The sequence below is a fragment of the Blastococcus sp. TBT05-19 genome (assembly GCF_003319095.1).
GTDB lineage: Bacteria > Actinomycetota > Actinomycetes > Mycobacteriales > Geodermatophilaceae > Blastococcus.
Map to the genome: position 1 here is coordinate 805,838 of NZ_QOHI01000001.1, position 18,360 is coordinate 824,197.

General features: G+C 71.3%; 22 protein-coding genes, 1 other RNA gene and 1 riboswitch. Of the genes, 10 read left to right on the forward strand and 13 right to left on the reverse strand.

What is annotated here, in order from left to right:
* Nucleotides 1–25: 25 nt before the first annotated feature.
* The 4 genes from ssrA (at nt 26) to DQ244_RS03895 (ending at nt 2,703) form a co-directional block, all read left to right on the forward strand.
* Nucleotides 26–401: a transfer-messenger RNA gene (gene ssrA / locus DQ244_RS03880) on the forward strand.
* A gap of 570 nt (nt 402–971) precedes the next feature.
* On the forward strand, nt 972–1,556 hold the full coding sequence (locus tag DQ244_RS03885) for an NADPH-dependent FMN reductase (protein WP_113810104.1): 585 nt from the start codon (nt 972–974) through the stop codon (nt 1,554–1,556).
* Nucleotides 1,557–1,717: 161 nt separating this feature from the next.
* On the forward strand, nt 1,718–2,026 hold the full coding sequence (locus tag DQ244_RS03890; protein ID WP_113810105.1) for a putative quinol monooxygenase: 309 nt from the start codon (nt 1,718–1,720) through the stop codon (nt 2,024–2,026).
* 209 nt (nt 2,027–2,235) lie between these two features.
* Nucleotides 2,236–2,703 carry an isochorismatase family protein gene (locus DQ244_RS03895; protein WP_233491153.1) on the forward strand — a complete coding sequence of 156 codons (468 nt, stop codon included), beginning with the start codon at nt 2,236–2,238 and terminating at the stop codon, nt 2,701–2,703.
* Here DQ244_RS03895 and pcaD read toward each other — a convergent pair.
* The 11 genes from pcaD to DQ244_RS03950 all read right to left on the reverse strand — a co-directional run bounded on the left by pcaD (nt 2,698) and on the right by DQ244_RS03950 (nt 12,063).
* Nucleotides 2,698–3,459 (reverse strand): 3-oxoadipate enol-lactonase, encoded by a 762-nt coding sequence (gene pcaD / locus DQ244_RS03900; protein ID WP_113810106.1) that lies wholly within the window; start codon nt 3,457–3,459, stop codon nt 2,698–2,700. The genes DQ244_RS03895 and pcaD overlap by 6 nt on opposite strands.
* Nucleotides 3,456–3,935 (reverse strand): nuclear transport factor 2 family protein, encoded by a 480-nt coding sequence (locus DQ244_RS03905; RefSeq protein ID WP_091379125.1) that lies wholly within the window; start codon nt 3,933–3,935, stop codon nt 3,456–3,458. Before DQ244_RS03905 ends, pcaD begins: the two co-directional genes overlap by 4 nt.
* On the reverse strand, nt 3,932–4,717 hold the full coding sequence (locus tag DQ244_RS03910) for a bifunctional riboflavin kinase/FAD synthetase (protein WP_199580145.1): 786 nt from the start codon (nt 4,715–4,717) through the stop codon (nt 3,932–3,934). The genes DQ244_RS03905 and DQ244_RS03910 overlap by 4 nt, the downstream gene beginning before the upstream one ends.
* A gap of 11 nt (nt 4,718–4,728) precedes the next feature.
* Nucleotides 4,729–5,016 (reverse strand): muconolactone Delta-isomerase, encoded by a 288-nt coding sequence (gene catC / locus DQ244_RS03915; protein ID WP_199580147.1) that lies wholly within the window; start codon nt 5,014–5,016, stop codon nt 4,729–4,731.
* Nucleotides 5,017–5,034: 18 nt separating this feature from the next.
* A complete protein-coding gene (locus tag DQ244_RS03920; protein ID WP_091379134.1) occupies nt 5,035–6,156 on the reverse strand; it encodes a muconate/chloromuconate family cycloisomerase in 1,122 nt (373 codons plus the stop codon).
* Between the two features lie 28 nt (nt 6,157–6,184).
* A complete protein-coding gene (locus tag DQ244_RS03925; protein ID WP_091379137.1) occupies nt 6,185–6,490 on the reverse strand; it encodes an EthD family reductase in 306 nt (101 codons plus the stop codon).
* Between the two features lie 26 nt (nt 6,491–6,516).
* Nucleotides 6,517–7,566, reverse strand: a complete 1,050-nt coding sequence (locus tag DQ244_RS03930) for an NADH:ubiquinone reductase (Na(+)-transporting) subunit F (RefSeq protein ID WP_091379140.1) — start codon at nt 7,564–7,566, stop codon at nt 6,517–6,519.
* A gap of 6 nt (nt 7,567–7,572) precedes the next feature.
* Nucleotides 7,573–8,796, reverse strand: a complete 1,224-nt coding sequence (locus tag DQ244_RS03935) for a cytochrome P450 (protein ID WP_218120669.1) — start codon at nt 8,794–8,796, stop codon at nt 7,573–7,575.
* A 123-nt stretch (nt 8,797–8,919) separates the two neighbouring features.
* Nucleotides 8,920–9,765 carry a catechol 1,2-dioxygenase gene (catA, locus tag DQ244_RS03940; RefSeq protein ID WP_233491154.1) on the reverse strand — a complete coding sequence of 282 codons (846 nt, stop codon included), beginning with the start codon at nt 9,763–9,765 and terminating at the stop codon, nt 8,920–8,922.
* 59 nt (nt 9,766–9,824) lie between these two features.
* Nucleotides 9,825–11,429, reverse strand: coding sequence for a 4-hydroxyphenylacetate 3-hydroxylase family protein (locus tag DQ244_RS03945; RefSeq protein ID WP_199580149.1), 1,605 nt, complete (start codon nt 11,427–11,429; stop codon nt 9,825–9,827).
* A gap of 61 nt (nt 11,430–11,490) precedes the next feature.
* Entirely contained in the window at nt 11,491–12,063 is a 573-nt protein-coding gene (locus tag DQ244_RS03950; protein WP_091379150.1) for a flavin reductase family protein, read from the reverse strand.
* 145 nt (nt 12,064–12,208) lie between these two features.
* Here DQ244_RS03950 and DQ244_RS03955 point away from each other — a divergent pair, with 145 nt between their 5' ends.
* From DQ244_RS03955 to DQ244_RS03970, 5 genes are all read left to right on the forward strand, one after another.
* Entirely contained in the window at nt 12,209–13,006 is a 798-nt protein-coding gene (locus tag DQ244_RS03955) for an IclR family transcriptional regulator C-terminal domain-containing protein (protein ID WP_218120670.1), read from the forward strand.
* A 522-nt stretch (nt 13,007–13,528) separates the two neighbouring features.
* A riboswitch (SAM riboswitch) is annotated at nt 13,529–13,623 on the forward strand.
* Nucleotides 13,624–13,629: 6 nt separating this feature from the next.
* Complete coding sequence (locus DQ244_RS20205; protein ID WP_369832095.1) at nt 13,630–13,704, forward strand: putative leader peptide; 75 nt, start codon at nt 13,630–13,632, stop codon at nt 13,702–13,704.
* Between the two features lie 94 nt (nt 13,705–13,798).
* Nucleotides 13,799–14,809, forward strand: coding sequence for a methionine ABC transporter ATP-binding protein (locus DQ244_RS03960; protein WP_113810108.1), 1,011 nt, complete (start codon nt 13,799–13,801; stop codon nt 14,807–14,809).
* On the forward strand, nt 14,806–15,465 hold the full coding sequence (locus DQ244_RS03965) for a methionine ABC transporter permease (protein WP_113810109.1): 660 nt from the start codon (nt 14,806–14,808) through the stop codon (nt 15,463–15,465). The genes DQ244_RS03960 and DQ244_RS03965 overlap by 4 nt, the downstream gene beginning before the upstream one ends.
* A 43-nt stretch (nt 15,466–15,508) precedes the next feature.
* A complete protein-coding gene (locus tag DQ244_RS03970) occupies nt 15,509–16,327 on the forward strand; it encodes a MetQ/NlpA family ABC transporter substrate-binding protein (RefSeq protein WP_113810110.1) in 819 nt (272 codons plus the stop codon).
* A 56-nt stretch (nt 16,328–16,383) separates the two neighbouring features.
* Here the strand turns inward: DQ244_RS03970 and DQ244_RS03975 are convergent, their stop codons facing one another.
* Together DQ244_RS03975 and DQ244_RS03980 are read right to left on the reverse strand one after the other, a co-directional pair.
* Nucleotides 16,384–16,848, reverse strand: a complete 465-nt coding sequence (locus DQ244_RS03975; RefSeq protein WP_199580151.1) for a GNAT family N-acetyltransferase — start codon at nt 16,846–16,848, stop codon at nt 16,384–16,386.
* Nucleotides 16,845–17,558, reverse strand: a complete 714-nt coding sequence (locus DQ244_RS03980) for a TetR/AcrR family transcriptional regulator (RefSeq protein ID WP_113810111.1) — start codon at nt 17,556–17,558, stop codon at nt 16,845–16,847. Before DQ244_RS03980 ends, DQ244_RS03975 begins: the two co-directional genes overlap by 4 nt.
* Before the next feature lie 98 nt (nt 17,559–17,656).
* Here DQ244_RS03980 and DQ244_RS03985 point away from each other — a divergent pair, with 98 nt between their 5' ends.
* The gene (locus DQ244_RS03985; RefSeq protein WP_113810112.1) at nt 17,657–18,352 is read left to right on the forward strand and encodes a DUF4386 domain-containing protein; all 696 of its coding nucleotides are present in this window, start codon (nt 17,657–17,659) and stop codon (nt 18,350–18,352) included.
* The last annotated feature ends 8 nt before the right edge of the window (nt 18,353–18,360 follow it).

An 18,360-nucleotide genomic window follows, 5' to 3' on the forward strand; every position in this document is an offset into this window, starting at 1 on the left:
GCTACGCTGTCTGCACAACTGCACAGGGGGTGATTGGTCTCGACTTCGGTCGGGTGACCAGGGGAAGCGAGCCGAGGAAGCCAACGATGAGCTCGTTAACCACGCGTTGGAAAAAACACAAGCGCCGATTCCAATCAGCGCGACTTCGCTCTCGCTGCCTAACAGCAGCTAGGCGAGTCTGTCAGCCCGGGTTCGTCATCGGCCCGGATCCTGGCATCAGCTAGATGACTCACTGCACGTGCCGGTCGCGGGTACGTGCGGGACATCAAACAGTGACTGGGCCCGTCACGTCGACTTGTCCGCATGATCGACGGGGTCGAGCAGAGACAGCGCGGACTGCGCTCGGAGAAGCCCTGGTTGTACGTCGAAGGACGCGGGTTCGATTCCCGCCACCTCCACCACCACACCCACCCCTGAACGTCAAGCCGGGGCCACCGCGAACAGCGGTGGCCCCGGCTTCGTCGTCCACCGGCCGCCGCATGCTTCGGTCATCCCCACGACGACTCGGCGGCTGGCCTAGAGCATCTCGAGCGGGGCGTTCGCCGTCGGTGGCGGGAAGATCCGGTCCAGCTGGTCGAGCTCGTCCTGGGTGAAGCCGGTTCTCGATCGCGTGGGCGCTGTCGATACCGGTCCGGGAGGCGGACGGCTGGATGTCGTGGCCGCCCGGATCCTCACCCAGGTACCAGGTGCCCATGCCCAGGCGCGGGACGGCGGCTCCGCCGGGCAGGGTCACGGCGTGGGCGCTGGTTTCCGTCATGGCTCGCGCCCCTCGAGGATGGAAGGCGGAATCCGGAACGACACATCCGCTGCGACGGATGCCGGTGGCTGCCAGAGCCCGACCGGGCGCATTCGCCCGTGACACCGGGCGGCGGGCGGCGGAATCGGTCACCTGACGGATGTCGGCCCAGGGGAGCAGGACCTACCGTCGGGAAGCAGCGGCGGGTCCGCCGCGGGCGCCGATGGAGGCTCACATGTCGCAGTCGCCAGGGACCACGTACAAGGTCGGCTACTTCGTGGGGAGCCTCTCCTCCACGTCGATCAACCGGATCCTGTCCCGCTCGCTGATCCGACTCGCCCCGCCGGATCTGGAGTTCACCGAGATCCCGATCGGGAATCTGCCGCTGTACAGCCCAGACCACGACAGCGACTACCCGCCGGAGGCCCGGGCGCTCAAGGACGCGATCGCCGGGTCGGACGCACTGCTGTTCGTGACCCCGGAGTACAACCGGTCCATCCCCGGAGCCCTCAAGAACGCCATCGACTGGGCCTCCCGCCCCTGGGGCAAGAACTCGTTCCACCACATCCCGGCCGCCGTGATCGGAGCGTCCATCGGGGCCATCGGCACCGCGGTGGCGCAGCAGAGCCTGCGTGGAGTGCTCAGCTTCTGCAATGCCCGGCAGATGACGTCACCGGAGGCATACGTCCAGTTCACGGCGGAGGGATTCCGTGACGACGGGGAGGTCGTCGACGAGACCACGGCCGGCTTCCTCAAGGACTTCATGGAGGAGTTCAGGGACCACCTGGTGCGGGTGCTGACGGTTCTGCCCCGGCCGTGACCCCGAGCGTCCCTCCTGACCAGGGCCTTCCTCGACGATGGGGACCTAGCCATCGTGTCGCCGCGCGGCGGGCGGCGGAATCGGTCAACTGACGGATGTCGGCCAGGGGGGTTCCGGCCTAGCGTGCGGACCGACTCACCTTTCGGGCCGGAGGAGCCGACATGAACAGCAAGACGACCAAGGCGCTCGTCGTGAGGCTCACCGCCAAGCCGGAGACCTGCGACGAGGTGGCGGCATTCCTCGCCGGCGCCGTGGAACTCGCCAACGGCGAGAGCGGCACGACCGTATGGTTCGCCCTCCGCACCGACGAGTCCACCTTCTGGATCGTCGACGCCTTCCCCGGCCCGGCCGAGCGGCAGGCGCACCTCGACGGCCCGATCGCGGCGGCGCTGATGCAGAACGCCGACCGGTTGCTGGCCACCGATCCGGAGATCTTCCCTGCGGACGTGCTGGCCGCCAAAGTTCCCTGAGTACGGGCCGGCTCTCGATACCGCAGTGTGGACAGAACGCGATCTTGTTGTGACCGCCGATCGGCAAAGATCAACTACAGTCGGCTGACCTGGAGAGACGCATTTCGGGGACAACCCCACCACGGGGTGCTGGCGAAAAGCCAGGCCCCTAGTTGGCGAAAAGCCGGGGCCACCGCACACAGCGGTGGCCCCGGCTTCGTCGTCTGCGGGTGCTGTCCCGCAACCACCAGAGCCTGGCCGACGGCGGGCTGGTCACGAGCAAGGTGCTGGTGCGGGCCTGCTTCGCCGAGAACGCCCCGGGCGCCTGGGGTGACCTCGCGCTGGAACCCGAGTCCGGGGAGATCGTCGTCGTGAAGCTGTACGCCTCGGCGTTCTTCGGGACGTCGCTGGCCACGACGCTGCACGCCGCGGGCGTGGACACCCTGATGATCGCCGGCGTCTCGACGTCGGGCTGCGTGCGGGCCACCGCGATGGACGCGCTCAAGTCCGGTTTCCACCCGCATGTCGTGCGGCAGGCCTGCGCGGACCGGACACCGCGCTGGACGACAACAACCTCGCCGACCTCGACGCCAAGTACGCCGACGTCATCGACCTGGCGGAGCGCTCACGCACCTCTGACCATCAGCGGTCCGCGGGGAGCATGTCGTCGAGCGCAGCGCAGCCGACCCGCGTCATAGGACGTGTCGGCGCAGCGCCTCGTTGACGACCCCGGGAGCGGTCGCGTTCGGCAAGTGTGCGGCGCCGGGGACGACGGCGAACTGCGCCTCCGGGATGCCATCTGCGATGGACCGCACCATCTCCGGCGTCGTCGCCGGGTCTTCGGCGCCGGCGATCGTCAGGGTGGACGCGGTGATCTCGCCGAGCCTGTCGCGCACGTCGAACGCGCCGATCGCCTCGCAGCAGGCCGCGTACCCCTCCGGCGGGGTGGCGCGCAGCATGTCGAGCAGCCGCTTCGCCTCTCCTGGGGAGCGCTCCGCCCACTCGGCCGTGAACCAGGTGCCGGTGCGGGAGGACTCCAGGAACCCGGTGCCCTCCTCGCGCACCTGCTGCGCCCGCACCGCCCACGAGGGCGGGTCGGCGAACTGCGCGGCCGACGCGATGATCGCCAGCTTCTCCAGCCGCTCGGGCACGGTGAGCGCCAGCTGCTGGCCGATCGCCCCGCCGATGGAGACCCCCGCGTAGGAGAAGCGCTCGACACCGAGCCGGTCGAGCAGCGCGAGCACGTCGGCGGCCAGGTCGGCCATCGTGCAGGGGCCCGGTACGACCTCCGACGCCCCGTGGCCGCGCAGGTCGTACCGGACGATCCGCAGCCGGTCGGCGAACGCCGCGACCTGCGCGTCGAAGAGGCCGGTGTCGGTGCCCAGCGACGGGCCGAGCACGAGCACCGGGGCGTCGGCGGGGCCGTCCACGACGGCGTGCAGGCGGGCGGTCATGTGTCCTCCAGGGTGGCGGCGCGGGCGGACTCGAGCGTGAACGTGTGCCGGTCCCAGCCGTCGGCCAGGGGCACCCAGTAGGAGAAGCGCACCCGCTTCTCCCGGTAGCGCCAGCCGGCCTCGGTGCGCACCAGCTCGTCGGTGTAGCGGCCGGCGGCCACGTGCGGGACGCCGTCGACGACGCACGGCTGCCACAGCAGCGAGGTCACCGAGGCGCGGTCGCCGTCCACCTCGATCTCCAGGTTGGACACGTGGTGCCAGAACGCGGTCAGGCCGCCGTCGGCCAGGCCGGCGAAGAAGGCCAGCAGGTCGGCCCGGCCCTCGACCCGGCTCAGGCCGTCGAAGATGCCCTCCGGCGTGAACAGCCCCACCAGCCCCGGCCATTCGCCGTCGTCGAGCAGCCGGCAGTAGCGGGCGTCGAGCGACCGGATCGCCTCGACGTCCTCCAGCCGCCGCAGCCGCTCCTCGATCGTCACCGGGCACCCTCCGGCAGGAAGTCCAAGGAGACGACACCGTCGCCCGCCGGGCCGCCGGCCAGGCGGATCGCGCCGCCAGCCCCGACCACGACCTCCACGCAGACCCGCGCGTCGAGTCTGGTGATCGCGACGGGGTAGCGGCCCGGTGCCGGCACCGCCGTCCCCGGCGGGACCGCCAGCACGCCGCCGGCCAGCCGGCCCTCGACGCGGTGCGGCCGGCCCAGCACCCGCGCCGCGCCGGCGACGTCACCGGTGGCCAGACATGTGCGGACCTGTGTCGACGAGCACCGCACGCCCTCGGGGGAGAGCAGGTCGACGCCGTCGGCGGTGAAGCCGTGCCGCTGACCGAGCTCGGCGAGGGTGGCGACGTCCCCGGCCCCGCGGGCGCCGAACCGGAAATCGCTGCCGACGATGACGGCGTGGGCATCCAGCGCGTCGACCAGCACCCGCCGGACGAAGTCGTCGGGACACGTGCCGGCGAGCTCGGCGGTGAACGGCAGCACGAGCACCGCATCCACCCCGAGCTCCCCGGCCAGCTCCGCCCGCCGGCCCGGTGTCGACAGCGCGGCGGTGTCGCGCGGTGGGCCGACCACGCGGGCCGGGTGCGGGTCGAACGTGACCAGTACCGTCGGCAGGCCCCGCCCCAGACCCACGGCGACCGCTCGCTCGATGACCCGTACGTGCCCGCGGTGGACGCCGTCGAAGACGCCGATCGTCACCGCGCACGGGCCGAAGCCGGCCGGGACGTCGTCCAGCCCGTGCCAGAGCCGGGCGCCGGTCACGGTCGCCACGGTCATGGATTGGCGGAGAGGGCCGAGGGGTGCTCCGTCAGCGGGGTGACCGCGACGGTCATGAACGGGAACAGCGGCAGGTTCCACAGGATCTCGTGCAGCTCGTCGGAGCTCTCCACGTCGAAGATGCTCACGTTGCTGTACTGGCCGACCACCCGCCACAGGTGCACCCAGGTGCCCGTGCGCTGCAGCTCGAGCGCGCGGGCCTTCTCGTTCGCCAGCAGCGTCGCCCGTTCCTCGGGATCGAGGTCGCGGGGCACGGCGACGTCCATGCGGACGTGGAACAGCATGATCAGGTCCTCCTGGATTCAGCGGCGGGTGAAGCGGGCGACGGCGGCCGGGTCGAGCTCGACCCCGAGACCTGGGCCCTCGGGCAGGTGCAGCGCGCCGTCGGCGTAGCGCAGGGGCTCGGTGAGCAGCTCCTCGCGCATGAGCAGCGGGCCGAACAGCTCGCTGCCAAAGCTGACCGCCGGGGTCGAGCAGGCCAGATGGAGGGACGCGACCGTGCCGATCGGCCCCTCGATCGCGGTGCCGCCGTGGCAGGGGATGCCCGCAGCCGCGGCGACGTCGGCGATCTGGCGGGTGTAGCGGAGGCCACCGGACTTGGTCGTCTTGAGCGAGAAGACGTCGGCGGCGCGCAACCTGACCAGCCGCAGTGCGTCCGACGGTGTCCGGAGGCTCTCGTCGGCCATGACCGGGATCGGCAGCGCCGCGTTGATCTCAGCCAGCCACTCGACCTCGGCGCCCGGCACCGGCTGCTCGATGAGATCGACCCCCGCCTCAGCCAGGCGGGGCAGCCAGCGGAGCGAGGTGATGAGGTCCCAGCGGGCGTTGATGTCTACCCGGATGCTCGCGTTGCACGACAGCTTCTCGGCCACCTCGACGATCCGCGCGACGTCGTCCGCGGGATCCTGGGCACCCATCTTGAGCTTGAAGCTGGAGTGCAACCCGGCGTCCAGCTTGGCCTGCGCCTCCTCGACGACCTCGGACGCCGACTCGGTGCCCAGCGCCCACGTCACCGGGATCGAGGTGCGGGCGAGACCGCCGAGCAGCGTGTGCACCGGCACGCCGAGGCTGCGGGCCCACGCGTCGTGCAGGGCCACCTCGACGGCGGCCTTCGCGTAGAGGTTGGCGGCGACGACGTCGTTGATCGCCTGCTGGATGCCGGCGATGTCGTCGACGCGGCGGCCGATCAGGAGCGGCGCGATGTACCGCTCGATGATCAGCTGCATCGTCTCGACCGACTCGCCGCCCCACCACGGCCCGCCGGGGACGACGCCTTCCCCGATGCCCGAGACGCCGCCGCGGGTCGTGAGGGTGACCAGCAGCAGCGGCTGGGCGTCCATGCCGGTGCGCGCGAACCGGTGTGGTCGCCGCAGGGGGACGTCGAGGATCGCGGTGCTGACTCGTTCGATGTGCAGGTCGTTCACGGGGCAGCCCTCCGAGCAGGAGCGGGCATCAGGACGTGCGGGCCGGGAAGTGCAGGATCTCCAGGCCACCCGTCGCGAAGTTCGGGATGTCGGCCTGGGCCGCGGCGCCCTCCGGTGAGGCCAGGGCGGCGCCCATGTCCTCGGCCGAGTCGAAGTCGGCCTCGAAGACGGCGGTGAACGAGGGTTCGCCCTCGGCCGCGGCGACGTCGAGGCTGTAGCGCGCGGCCCGCACGCCGGGCAGCTTCTGCGCCAGCGGCAGGTGGACCTGCTCGTAGTACCGGTTGAACGCCTCGCGGTCGGCCGGGGGGCGGTACAGGACCATCAGGGTGTGCATCGGGGGAGCGCCTCTCGTTCGGGAGTTCAGCTGGCGGTGGCGAGGGGGGCACCGGCGGCCGCGAGGTCGGCGGCGTCGGTGAACTCCTCCTTGAAGACCAGTCGGGGGGCCATCCGGCGGCGCTTGAGCACCTTGCCGGCGGCCTCGACCATGGCAGGGGGCCCGCACAGGTAGGCCGACATGCCCTTGCAGCTCTCGAAGTCCTCCAGGACGACGTCGGTGACCATGCCGGTCGCGCCGTCCCACTGCTGTTCGGACAGGCACGGCCGGTAGTGGAAGTTCGGGTGCTCGGCCTCGAGCGCCCGGAACAGGTCGCCGTCGTAGAGATCGGCCTCGGTGCGCCCGCCGTGGTAGAGGTACAGCTCGGGCACCAGCCTCTCGGCCAGCGCGTGCAGCACCATCGACTTCATCGGGGCCAGGCCGGTGCCACCGGCGATCAGGATCGCCGGCTCCTCCTGGGGCCGGGAGATCCCGAAGACGCCCAGCGGGCCGCGGACGTCGACGGTGTCACCGATGGCCAGCGAGGCGAAGACCCACCCGTCGGTGGCGATGCCGCCGGGGGTCCGCCGGACGTGGAACTCCAGCCGGTGGGTCTCCGAGGGAGGGTTCGCCATCGAGTACTGGCGCCACACGCCTGAGCCCGGAACCTCGAGCTCGGCGTACTGACCCGCGTTGAACGGCATGGCCTCGGTCAGCTCGATCACGACCCGGCGGGTGTCGCGGGCGATGTCCTCCAGGACGACGACGCTGCCGGTGAGGTCGCGGAGCGGGTGCCGGACGACGCCGTCGTCGCTCACCTCGGCCAGCGGCTCAACCAGCAGGTCCGACCGCGGCGTCGCCTGGCACGCCAGGGTGATCCCCTGCTCCCGCTCCTCCGGGGTGAGGGTGAACGCCGGCGCGTTCCCGTGGTCGACCTCCCCGTCGAGCACCCGGAGCTTGCAGCTGCCGCAGGTGCCCTGCGTGCAGCCGTGCGGCAGCCAGACGTTGTCACGGAGGTAGGCGTCCAGGAGGGACTGGTCGCCGCGGCAGCTGGTGACCTTGCCCAGCGTCTGCAGGCGGACGGTGTGCCCAGTCATGTCAGCTCAGACCTCCCAGTTCGCGTGCAGCTCGACCGGCCCGCGGAAGCCCCAGCCCCAGAAGTCGATCTCCTTGGTCTCGTCCCGCTCGAGGTTGGGGATGCTCTCGAAGAGCTCCTCGAGCCCGATCCGGCACACCTCGCTGGCGAAGTAGATGCCCGCACAGCCGTGCTTGCCGGCGCCGAAGGCCATGTGCGGGACGGGCGCGCGGTCGAGGTCGTAGTCCGACGGCGCGTCGTAGGCGTTCGCGTCGTGGTTGGCCGAGCCGTAGGACAGCATCACGACCGAGCCGGCCGGCAGGAAGGTGCCGGCGACAGTGGTGTCGACCTTGTTGACCCGGGCGACGGCCGACCAGATGGGCGAGGTCCAGCGCAGGCTCTCGGTGATGGCCCGGCGGATCAGCTTGGGGTCGTCGACGACCCGCTCGAACTGGTCGGGTCGGGTCCAGAGGCCGGCGATGGTCGAGGCCATCGCGTGCCCCGGCTCCTGCATGGCGCCGAGCAGGAAGACGAACACGGTCGGGTAGATCTTCTCCCGGTCCCGTGTCTGGCCCTCGGGCATGCCGTCGTGCAGCCAGTGGGACAGGGCGCTGTCGTCCGGCTCGACGGTCCACTTGTCCAGCAGCGGGTCGAGCACCGCCCGGATCTCGGCGCGCGCCTCGTCACCGGGGATGAAGCCGTCCGGGTTGGCGAACTCGCCGTTCTCGTCCACCGCCGCGTTGGTGAACGAGACGTTCAGCTTGTGGAACCACTCCCGCAGCTTGTCCGAGCTGACCGACTGCAGGCCCATGAGGTCACCCAGGGCGCGGACGCTCACCGGCTCGCAGAACTGGGCCACCAGGTCGGCGTGCCCGTCGTTCTCGAAGGCCTCCACGTACCGCTTGGCGATGGGGCGGACGAGCCTGTCGACGTACCGGTCGACCTCGCTGGGCTGCAGCGCCGGGTCGACCATCCCGCGGAGCTCGTCGTGCTCGGGGCCGTTGACGTTGAGCACCGCGGGGTGTCCGAAGGTGCGGCCGCCGGCCGGGCTGATCACGCCGTCCCAGATGTCGCTCTGCGACCCGATCTCCTGGCAGGCCGCCCTCGTCGAGGCGATGTGGAGGCCGAGCGCGGGGACGAAGGCCACCGGGGCCTCCTTGCGCAGCCGCTCGTAGAACGGGTACGGGTCCTTCTCGAGCTCGGCCATGGTGATCTCGGCGATCCAGGCGGGCGTCTCGGTCACTGCGGTCACGCGGGGGTTCCTCCTCGTACGTCGGCGTCGGTGCCGATGGGGTGGGGGTGGTGGGCCGTCGGCCCCGTGCAGGGCTGCGGCCTCCGGTCGCTGGGTGACCGGAGGCCGCAGCAGAACGGTCGGTCAGGCGCGCTCGAGCTCGAAGTCGTAGGTGGACTTCAGCGTGCCGTCGCCCTGGTCCTGGGGGTCGAGCACCAGCTCGGGCTTGACCGCTTCGGCGACGTCGCTCTCCAGGTACTCGCCACCCTGGAAGTACAGCTGGGTGGTGATCGGCCGGTGTCCGGGCGCGCGCACGATCAGGTGCAGGTGCGCCGGACGCCACGGGTGCCAGCCGGCGGCGGTGATCAGCTTGCCGGTCGGTCCGTCGGTCGGGATCTGGTACGGCGCGGGCTGGATCGTGCGGATCTCGAACCGGCCCTCCTCGTCGGTGGTGACGACGCCCCGCAGGTTGCCCTCGGGCAGGTGGGGGGCGAAGCCGGAGTAGTAGCCCTCGCTGTCGGCCTGCCAGATGTCGACCTCGGCGCCGCCCAGCGGGGTGCCGTCGACGTCGCGGACCTGGCCGGCGAAGACCAGCGGCGTCCCCTTCTCGTCGTCCCGCATCGGGAGCGTGGCCTTCGCGGGCAGCGGCTTCGCGTCCGGCAGGTAGTAGGGGCCGAGGATCGTGCCCTTGCTGCCCAGTTGGGCCTGTGAGGTGACGTCCTCGACGACGTGCTCGATGAAGACGTCGAGGAACAGCGGCCATTCGCCGCCCTCGCCGACCTCGATCAGCCACGCCTTGGCGGCCTGGAACTCCGGATAGGTCACCTTCTGCTCGCGGATCGCGTTGTGGACGCCTTCCAGGACGCTCCGGACGACGGCGCTGACGCGCTCGGGTGAGACGTCGGCGACCTCCTTCTGGACCGATCGGAACGCCTGGGTGGCGTTGGCGCCGGAACCGGCGGCGGTGGGGCTGTGCTCGACAGTGGTCACGGATCGCTCCTCGTTGAGTGGGTGCGGGCCGCTGAGCCCGCGGGGGTGGGCGGAGGGGGTCAGCGGCGGTTGCGGAAGTAGGAGACGTCGTCGTTGCCGATGAGGTCGGGCACCGTCCAGCCGTCGAGGTCGTACTCGGAGAGGCATTGCTCGGCCAGGCCCTTCATGGCGCCGGTGGTGCCCTGGGCCTCGGCGGCGAAGAGGAGTTCGGCCTTCACGCCCTCGTGGTTGCCGGAGTAGTTGCGCTCGTACAGCTCGTGCCGGCCGCCGAACTCGGTACCGACCGAGTCCCAGAGCGCCTTCATGAGCTTGACGCGGTCGACGGCCTCGATGCCGTTGGAGCCGCGCACGTACTTGTCCAGATAGGGCCGGATCTCGGGGGTCTTGAAGTCCAGCGAGTGCGAGTTCAGGTAGATCAGCCCGCTGGCGACGTCGGACTCGATGATCTCCTTCACCCGCGGATAGCCCTGGATCATGAACATCCGGTAGGTGAGGCCGTAGTCGAGCTTGGGCAGCATGGTGCCGCCGACCCACTCGTCGGGGTTGTGGATCATGGCGTCGCTCAGCGCCCAGAAGATGTTCCGCCAGCCGATGACCTCGCCGACGCGGGTCTGCACGCCGCGGAAGTCCTTGCTGCCGGTGATCTCCAGCGCCTTGAGCAGCAGGCCCGCGATGAAGTCGAGCTTGACGGCGAGGCGGGTGCAGCCGTGCAGGGTGAAGCGGGGGAGGAACCCGGACGCTGGGAAGAACCCGTTGATCTTCTCCACGTCGCCGTAGAGGAAGACGTTCTCCCACGGCACCAGGACCTTGTCGAAGATGAAGATCGTGTCGTTCTCGTCCATCCGGCTCGACAGCGGATAGTCGAACGGACTGCCCATCACCGCGGCCTGCTGGGTGTACGAGGCGCGGCAGATCAGCTTCACGCCCGGTGCGTCCATCGGCACCGTGCAGATGAGCGAGTACTCCTTCTTCTTGATCGGGAGTCCGTAGTGGGCGATGAAGTTGTAGTTGGTGATCGCCGAGCCGGTGGCCACGACCTTGGCCCCGGACACGATCAGTCCGGCGTCGGTCTCCTTCTCCACCTTCATGAAGACGTCGCCGACCTCGTCCGGCGGGAGGTTCCTGTCCACCGGCGGGTTGATGATCGCGTGGTTCCAGTAGAGGACCTTCTCCTGCGATTCCTTGTACCAGCGCTTCGCGTTGTCCTCGTAGGGCGCGTAGAACTCGCTGTTCGCGCCCAGGGTGCCGAGGAAGGCGGCCTTGTAGTCGGGGGCCCGGCCCATCCAGCCGTAGGACATCCGGGCCCAGGTCGCGATCGCCTCGCGGTCGGCGACCATGTCCTCGACCGAGTGCGGTGCGCGGAAGAACGGGTGGGTGACGCCGCCGCTCCCGGTGTCGGTCGGCGTCGTCACCTTGTCCTTGACGGCGGGGTCGTGCATCGAGTCGTAGAGCCGCGCGGTCATGCGGATCGGGTTGCGGAAGGCCGGGTGCGTGGTGACGTCCTCGACCCGCTCGCCGTAGATCCAGACCTCGCGGTCGTCGCGGAGGCTCTCGATGTACTCGTCGCCGGTCATGGGCCGGGTGGCCGTGGGGGCGTCCAGATCCGGGACGCCGTCGGCGGCACTGGTGGGGCCAACGACTTCGCGCTCTTGCTCGAGTGTCACGGGAGAACCCTTCTTCGTCGGTGGAGTCGGGTGACGCGGTGGTGCAGGGGCCGCGCGGAGCTCAGGAGGCGGCGCGGTGCTCGTGGGAGTGCAGCGGGGTGAAGGTGGTCGAGGCGTCGAACCACCCCAGCTCCGGGCAGTCCATGGACCCGGCCCAGTGGATGCCGGTCGCCGGGGCGGCCAGCTCGCGGAAGCGGCCGCTGAAGAAGACGAGGGGCTCCTCGTCGGCGACCTGGAGGTCGGCGACCTCGCCGATGACGATCAGGTGGTCGCCACCGTCATAGGTGCGCCAGGGCCGGCACGAGATGGTCGCCGCATTGCCCACGAGAACGGGGGCGGTCGGACCCTCGGCCCATTCCGGCTCCGGGGACTGCGGCCGGCCCGCGAAGTGCCACGCCGTGTCCAGCTGCGCCGAGGACAGGACGTTGACCGCGAACGGCGCGTCCTCCAGGTAGCCGCAGGCCTTCGACTGCCGGGTGAGCGTCACCTGGCACAGGGCCGGTTCGAGGGAGACGGCGGTGAACGCGTTGACGGTGGCCCCGTGGGGGAGGCCGTCGTCCTTGGCACAGGTGACCACGGTGACGCCGGTGGCGAAGCGGCCGAAGGCGTTGCGGATCGTTCGTGGGTCGAGCATCGGGGGATCTCCTCGTCGAGGTCGCCGGCCGTGCCTGCAGGTTGTCTACTGCCCGCTATGCGTACGATCTGATCGCAGCGCGTGCATGCAGTGTGTTGTGCGTCACCTGGCGCGTCAACCCCTCCGGTGCAGGAAGATGAGGCCGATGGCCATCGCAGACGACTCCACCGGCGAGTCCCCCCAGGTCGACCGCGATCACGTGCAGAGCCTGGAGCGTGGGATCGCCGTCCTGCTCGCCTTCGACGAGGAGCATCCCGAGCCGACGCTGGCCGAGCTGGCGCAGATCACCGGCTTCTCCCGCCCGGCGGTGCGGCGCTTCCTGATCACGCTGGAGCGGATGGGGTACGTGCGCGGGTCCGGGGGCCGCTGGTCGCTGACCCCGCGTGTGCTCGCGATCGGCCAGCACTACACGGCCTCGCACGCCCTCATCGAGCTGGCCCAGCCGCACCTGCTGCGCCTGGCGGAGGAGACCCACGAGTCGGCCTCGCTGGCGACGCTGGACGGCGACGACGTCGTCTACGTCGCCCGCGTGCCGGTGCGCCGGATCATGAGCATCAACGTCTCGGTGGGCACCCGTGTGCCGGCGCACGCGACGTCGATGGGCCGGGTGCTGCTGGCCTGGGCGCCCGTACCCGTGGTCGATTCGGTGCTCAACCGGCGGCCCCTGCGGCCGATCACTCCGCGGACGGTGACCGATCCGTCCGCCCTGCGCGCCGAGCTCGCCCGCGTCCGGGCCGACGGCTGGAGCATCGTCGACGAGGAGCTCGAGCTAGGCCTGCTGTCAGCGTCGGCCCCGGTGCGCGACCGCACCGGCCAGGTGGTCGCCGCGCTGGCATCCTCCACCTCCGCGGGCCGGTCGAGCCGCGGCGAGCTGGAGCGGAACGTCGTCCCGCTGCTGGTGGAGACCGCCGAGCGGATCACCGCCGACCTCGGCCGGCGCTGACGGCGGGGCCTGGCGACATGGCCGGATCTCGCCGGAAGGGGACGGCGGTGAGCGGGCCGCACGGCCCCGCCGCGATGGCTCATCTCGGAAGGGAACCCACACAGACCTCGGTGGGCGTCGAAGCCGTGGCCGAGCCGCCCGCGGCGTGGGCACACCCCATGAATGGTGTGGGACACACGGTGTCACTGCTGAACGTCGGCTCCCCACGGTTCTCTACGCGGACGGTCGTCTCGGCGCGAAGATCAGCACGGCGGTCCGGGCGTCGTGGAGGTCGGAGCGACGCCCGCAGAGGCGTGTGCAAACCCGCGTCGATTCGTGTGCAACTCGAACAGGTCATCGCCATTCGTGGGCATGGACCTGCGGGTTTGCTTTTCGCCAGGCTCCCACCACCCCTGTTGTGTGCGAGAGCCCCGGTCGGCTGACCGGGGCTCTCGTGCGTCGTGGCCCGGTCGGCGGTCGGCGTGAGGGACCTCGCAGACCCCGTCCGGCGCGCCGTCGCACGGCTCCGTAGAATCGCCTCCGCAACCATCCGGAGCGGCTGAGAGACCTGGCTCGTCGACGTCGCAGCAACCCCCCGCATCGGCGGGCGCGGGTGCTACTGCCAGGACCGATGGAGGAACACCATGTGGCACGGGCAGATCTCGTGGGCTCGCCGGCACATCGACCTGTGCCGGACCGGCACAGCTCTGTGTCGCTGAGGCCTTTCCCCTCTCCCTGCTCGCACCCGCTTCGGGACGGCGCCCAGCCGCCGGCGCCACCGTCCTGCCTGGCCACATCGAGGATCCACGCTCCGTGATCGAACTGAAGGACGTCCGCAAGGTCTTCCCCGCCCGGGGGCGGGCCGGTGAGGTCGTCGCCGTCGACGGCGTCAGCCTGTCCGTGGACCGCGGCGAGTTCGCCGGCGTGGTCGGACCGAGCGGCTCCGGCAAGAGCACCCTGGTGCGGCTGGTGAACCTGCTCGAGCGGCCGACGTCGGGCTCGGTGACGGTCGACGGGCGGGTGCTCACCGAGCTGTCCGGCGACGAGGTCCGCAAGGCGCGCCGCTCCATCGGCATGGTCTTCCAGCACTTCGAGCTGCTCGACTCGCGGACCGCCGCGGGCAACGTGGAGCACCCGCTGGAGCTGGCCGGCGTCGGCCGCGCGGAGCGTCGCAGCCGCGCCACGGAGCTGCTGGACCTCGTCGGCCTCGGCGACCGCGCGGACGCCCGCCCCGGCCAGCTCTCCGGTGGGCAGAAGCAGCGCGTGGCCATCGCCCGCGCGCTGGCCGTCCGCCCGAGCGTGCTGCTCTGCGACGAGGCGACCTCTGCCCTCGACCAGGCCAGCACCGCCGGCGTGCTGGAGCTGCTGCGCCGGGTCCGCGACGAGCTGGGCCTCACCGTCCTGCTGATCACCCACGAGATGGCCGTCGTGAAGGCCGTCTGCGACAGCGCCGTCCTGCTGGACCGGGGGCGGGTGGTGGACAGCGGCCGGCTGACCGACGTCCTCACCCGCGAGCGCTCGCCGCTGGGCGACGCGTTGCTCCCCGCGCCGGTCGCCGACGCCGGCGCCGGGCACGGCGGCGCGCTGCTGCGGGTGACCGTCACCGACCGGACGCCGGAGACGCTGGTGCTGCAGACGCTCATCGGTGACCTGGGCGCGGCCGTCGAGATCGCCGGCGGGTCGGTGGAGACCGTCGCCGGCGGCCGTTACGGCCGGCTGCTCCTGCGGGTCACCGGGGGAGCGGAGGGCCTGGACGACGCCGTGCAGCGCCTGCGCACCGGCGGGGTCCTGGTCGAGCGCGTGACCGCCGGAGTGGCCCGATGAGCGACTGGAACCGCATCTACCCGCAGCTGCTGGACGCCACGTGGGAGACGCTCTACATGGTCGGCGTCTCGGCCGTGGTCACCGTGCTGCTGGGCGTCCCGCTGGGCGTGCTGCTCACGGTCACGTCCCCGGGCGGACTGGCGCCGCGGCCGATGCTGAACCGGGCCCTGGGCCTGGTCGTGAACCTCGGCCGCGCACTGCCGTTCATCATCCTGCTGGTGCTGGTCGCCCCGGTCACCCGCGGCATCGTCGGCACGACGATCGGCTCCACCGCGGCGATCGTGCCGCTGACCATCGGCGCCGTGCCGTTCCTCGCCCGGCTGGTGGAGACCAGCCTGCGCGAGGTTGCCGGCGGGAAGGTCGAGGCCGCGCTGTCGATGGGTGCACGGCGTCGCGACGTCGTCCGCACCGTGCTGCTGCCCGAGTCCCTCCCGTCGCTGGTCGCCGGCGTCACCGTCACCGTCGTCGCGCTGATCAGCTACTCGGCCATGGCCGGCGCGGTCGGCGGCGGCGGACTGGGCGACTTCGCCATCCGCTTCGGCTACCAGCAGTTCCGCACCGACATCACCCTCGCGACCGTCGTCCTCCTGCTGGTCGTCGTCCAGGCCCTCCAGTGGGCCGGCGACCGCTGGGCCCGCTCGCTCGCGCACGCCTGATCCCGCACACCGAACCGCACCACCGACGAGGAGAAACACCACCATGCGCACCCGCTTCCCCGCCCTCCTGACCGCCACGGCGATGACGGCGCTGCTCGCCGCCTGCGGCGGTGGCGAGGCCGAGCTGTCCGGGGCCGACGAGCCGCTGCGGGTGGGTGCCTCCCCGGTCCCGCACGCCGAGATCCTGCGGTACATCGACGAGAACCTCGCCGAGGACGCCGGCCTGGACCTGGAGATCAAGGAGTTCACCGACTACATCCAGCCCAACGTCGCCCTCGACGACGGCTCGCTGGACGCGAACTACTTCCAGACCATCCCCTACCTGGAGGAGCAGGAGTCCAGCGCGGGCTACGACTTCCAGGCCCTGGAGCCGGTGCACATCGAGCCGCTGGGCATCTACTCGAGCAGCCTGACCGACCTCGCCGAGCTCGCCGACGGCGGCACGGTCGCGATCCCGAACGATCCCACCAACGCTGCCCGGGCCCTGCGCCTGCTCGAGGCCAACGAGCTCATCACGCTCGCCGACACCGGTGACGCGGCGCCGACCTCGCTGGACATCGAGGACAACCCGAAGAACCTGGAGATCTCCGAGGTGGAGGCCGCCCAGGTGCCCCGCTCGCTGGCCGACGTCGACATCGCGGTGATCAACGGCAACTACGCCATCGAGGCCGACCTGGTCCCGGCCGAGGACGCCCTCGCGCTGGAGGAGGCCGAGGGCAACCCCAACGCCAACCTGCTGGTGGTGCGCACCGGTGACGAGGACGACGAGCGGATCCAGAAGCTGGAGGAGCTGCTGCACTCCGACGAGGTCCGCCAGTTCATCGAGGACACCTACGAGGGCGCGGTTCTCGCCGCCTTCTGATCCTCCCCGCACGACGAGGGCCCCGGTCGATTCCGACCGGGGCCCTCGCGCGTTCCTCAGAGCTCGAGCACGGCCACGGTCTGCTCGCCGGCCAGCTCCCCGGTCTCCCGGAAGCCCAGGCCCCGGTAGAAGCCCGCCGGACCGTCGTCGTCCGGTTCGTAGGTGGTGAACAGCTGCGTCCCGCCGCGACGGCGGATCTCGGCGGCCACCTCGTCCACGGCGAAGCGGCCGTACCCCCGGCCCTGCTCCTCGGCTGCGATGTTGAGCCGCCACAAGCCGGAGCGGACGTCGGACCGCGTGCCGTCGCCGAGCCAGTCGATGTCCAGGAACGCCATGAGGAACCCGACGGGGCGGTCTCCGTCGACGATCAGCCGCGGCCAGGCGAACTCGCCGTGCGCGTAGGCCTCGGCCAGCGACGTCGCCACCGGGGTGACGAAGCGCTCCTGGTCCGGGCGCACCCGGATCCCCATCGCCGCCTCGACGGTGGCCGGGGTGATCGGTTCCAGGCGGGGTGCGCTCACGGGTGCACCGTAGAGCGGGCCGGCGACGTCCAGCCGGCGCGGTGCAGCCGCTCGGCGCCGTCCAGGAGCAGGTCGAGGGCGAACTCGAACTCGAAGTCCTCGTCGCACCCCTGACCGACCGCCGAGAGGTCGCCACCGGTTGCCGCGGTGGCGACGGCCAGGATGCCGGGGAAGCGCTGCGCGAACTCCCGGGCCATCTCCGCCTGCTGCTCGGGGTCGGGGAGGGCCGCCCCCTGGGCCGGCTCCTCCTCGAACAGCTCGGGGCTGAAGCCCCAGATGCGGTTGCCGAGGGCGTGCATCACGTGATGGGTCAGGTCGGGGGAGAAGCCGCCGGCGAGGAGGAGGCGCGCGACCGCATCCATGTGCCCGAGCACGACCGGGGTGCGACGGGTGCGCGACTCGATGGCCCTGCGCGCCCAGGGATGGCGGAGCACGGCCCGGCGCGCGCCGAGCACCCGGGCCCGCACCGCGGCCCGCCAGTCGAGCGCCGGATCCGGGTCCTCGATCTCGATCAGGACCTGGTCGACCATGCCGTCGAGGAGCACCTCCTTGCTCGCGACGTGCTTGTACAGCGCCATGGGGACGACGCCCAGCCGCTGGGCCAGGGCTCGCATGCTCACCGCGTCGACGCCGGCCTCGTCGGCCAGCTCCACCGCGGCGACCAGCACCCGAGAGCTGCTCAGCGGCGTGCGCCCCGTTCCCGGCGCCATGTCGTACCTCCCCTGCTTGACGAGGTGTACAGCGTACGCCTAGCGTCTGCGGCGTTGGTGTACGCCGTACACCACATCCTGCTTCCGGAGGAGCTCAGATGGGATCGACGAGGACGACCGCTGTCGTCGCAGGCGTGTTCTTCGTGGTCGCGGCGGTCACCGCGGTCATCGCCCTGGCGCTGTACCAGCCGGCCCTGGGCGACGCGGAGTACGTGCTCGGTGCGGGGGAGAGCACCGGTGTGCTGGTCGGCGGCCTGCTCGAGATCGTGCTCGCCGCCTCGTGCATCGGGACGGCGGTGACCCTGTACCCGGTCATCCGGCAGCACGGGGAGGGCATGGCGCTCGGTTACGTCTGCGGGCGGCTGCTCGAGGCCGCGGTGATCGTCGTCGGGATCGTGGCCACGCTCTCGCTGGTCAGCCTCCGGGGGGCAGGGGGCGACGACGAGGCGCTGGTCGCCGTCGCCCGGGCGCTCGTCGCGGTGCACGACTGGACCTTCCTGATCGGTCCGGGCCTGGTGATCGGGGTGAACAGCCTGCTGCTCGCGGTCCTGCTGCACCGGTCGCGCCTGGTGCCGCCGGCGATCACGATGCTCGGGCTCGTGGGCGGTCCGCTGGTCCTCGCGTCGTCGATCGCGATCATGTTCGGGGTGTACGACCAGGTCTCGGTCTGGGGCTTCCTGGGAGCGGTGGTCGTCGCCGTCTGGGAGATGGCGCTGGCCTACCGGCTGATCGCGACCGGCTTCCGCGCGCCCGCCGAGGGGCCCGTGCCCGCCGGGATGCCGCTGCCGGCCTGACGGAGGGC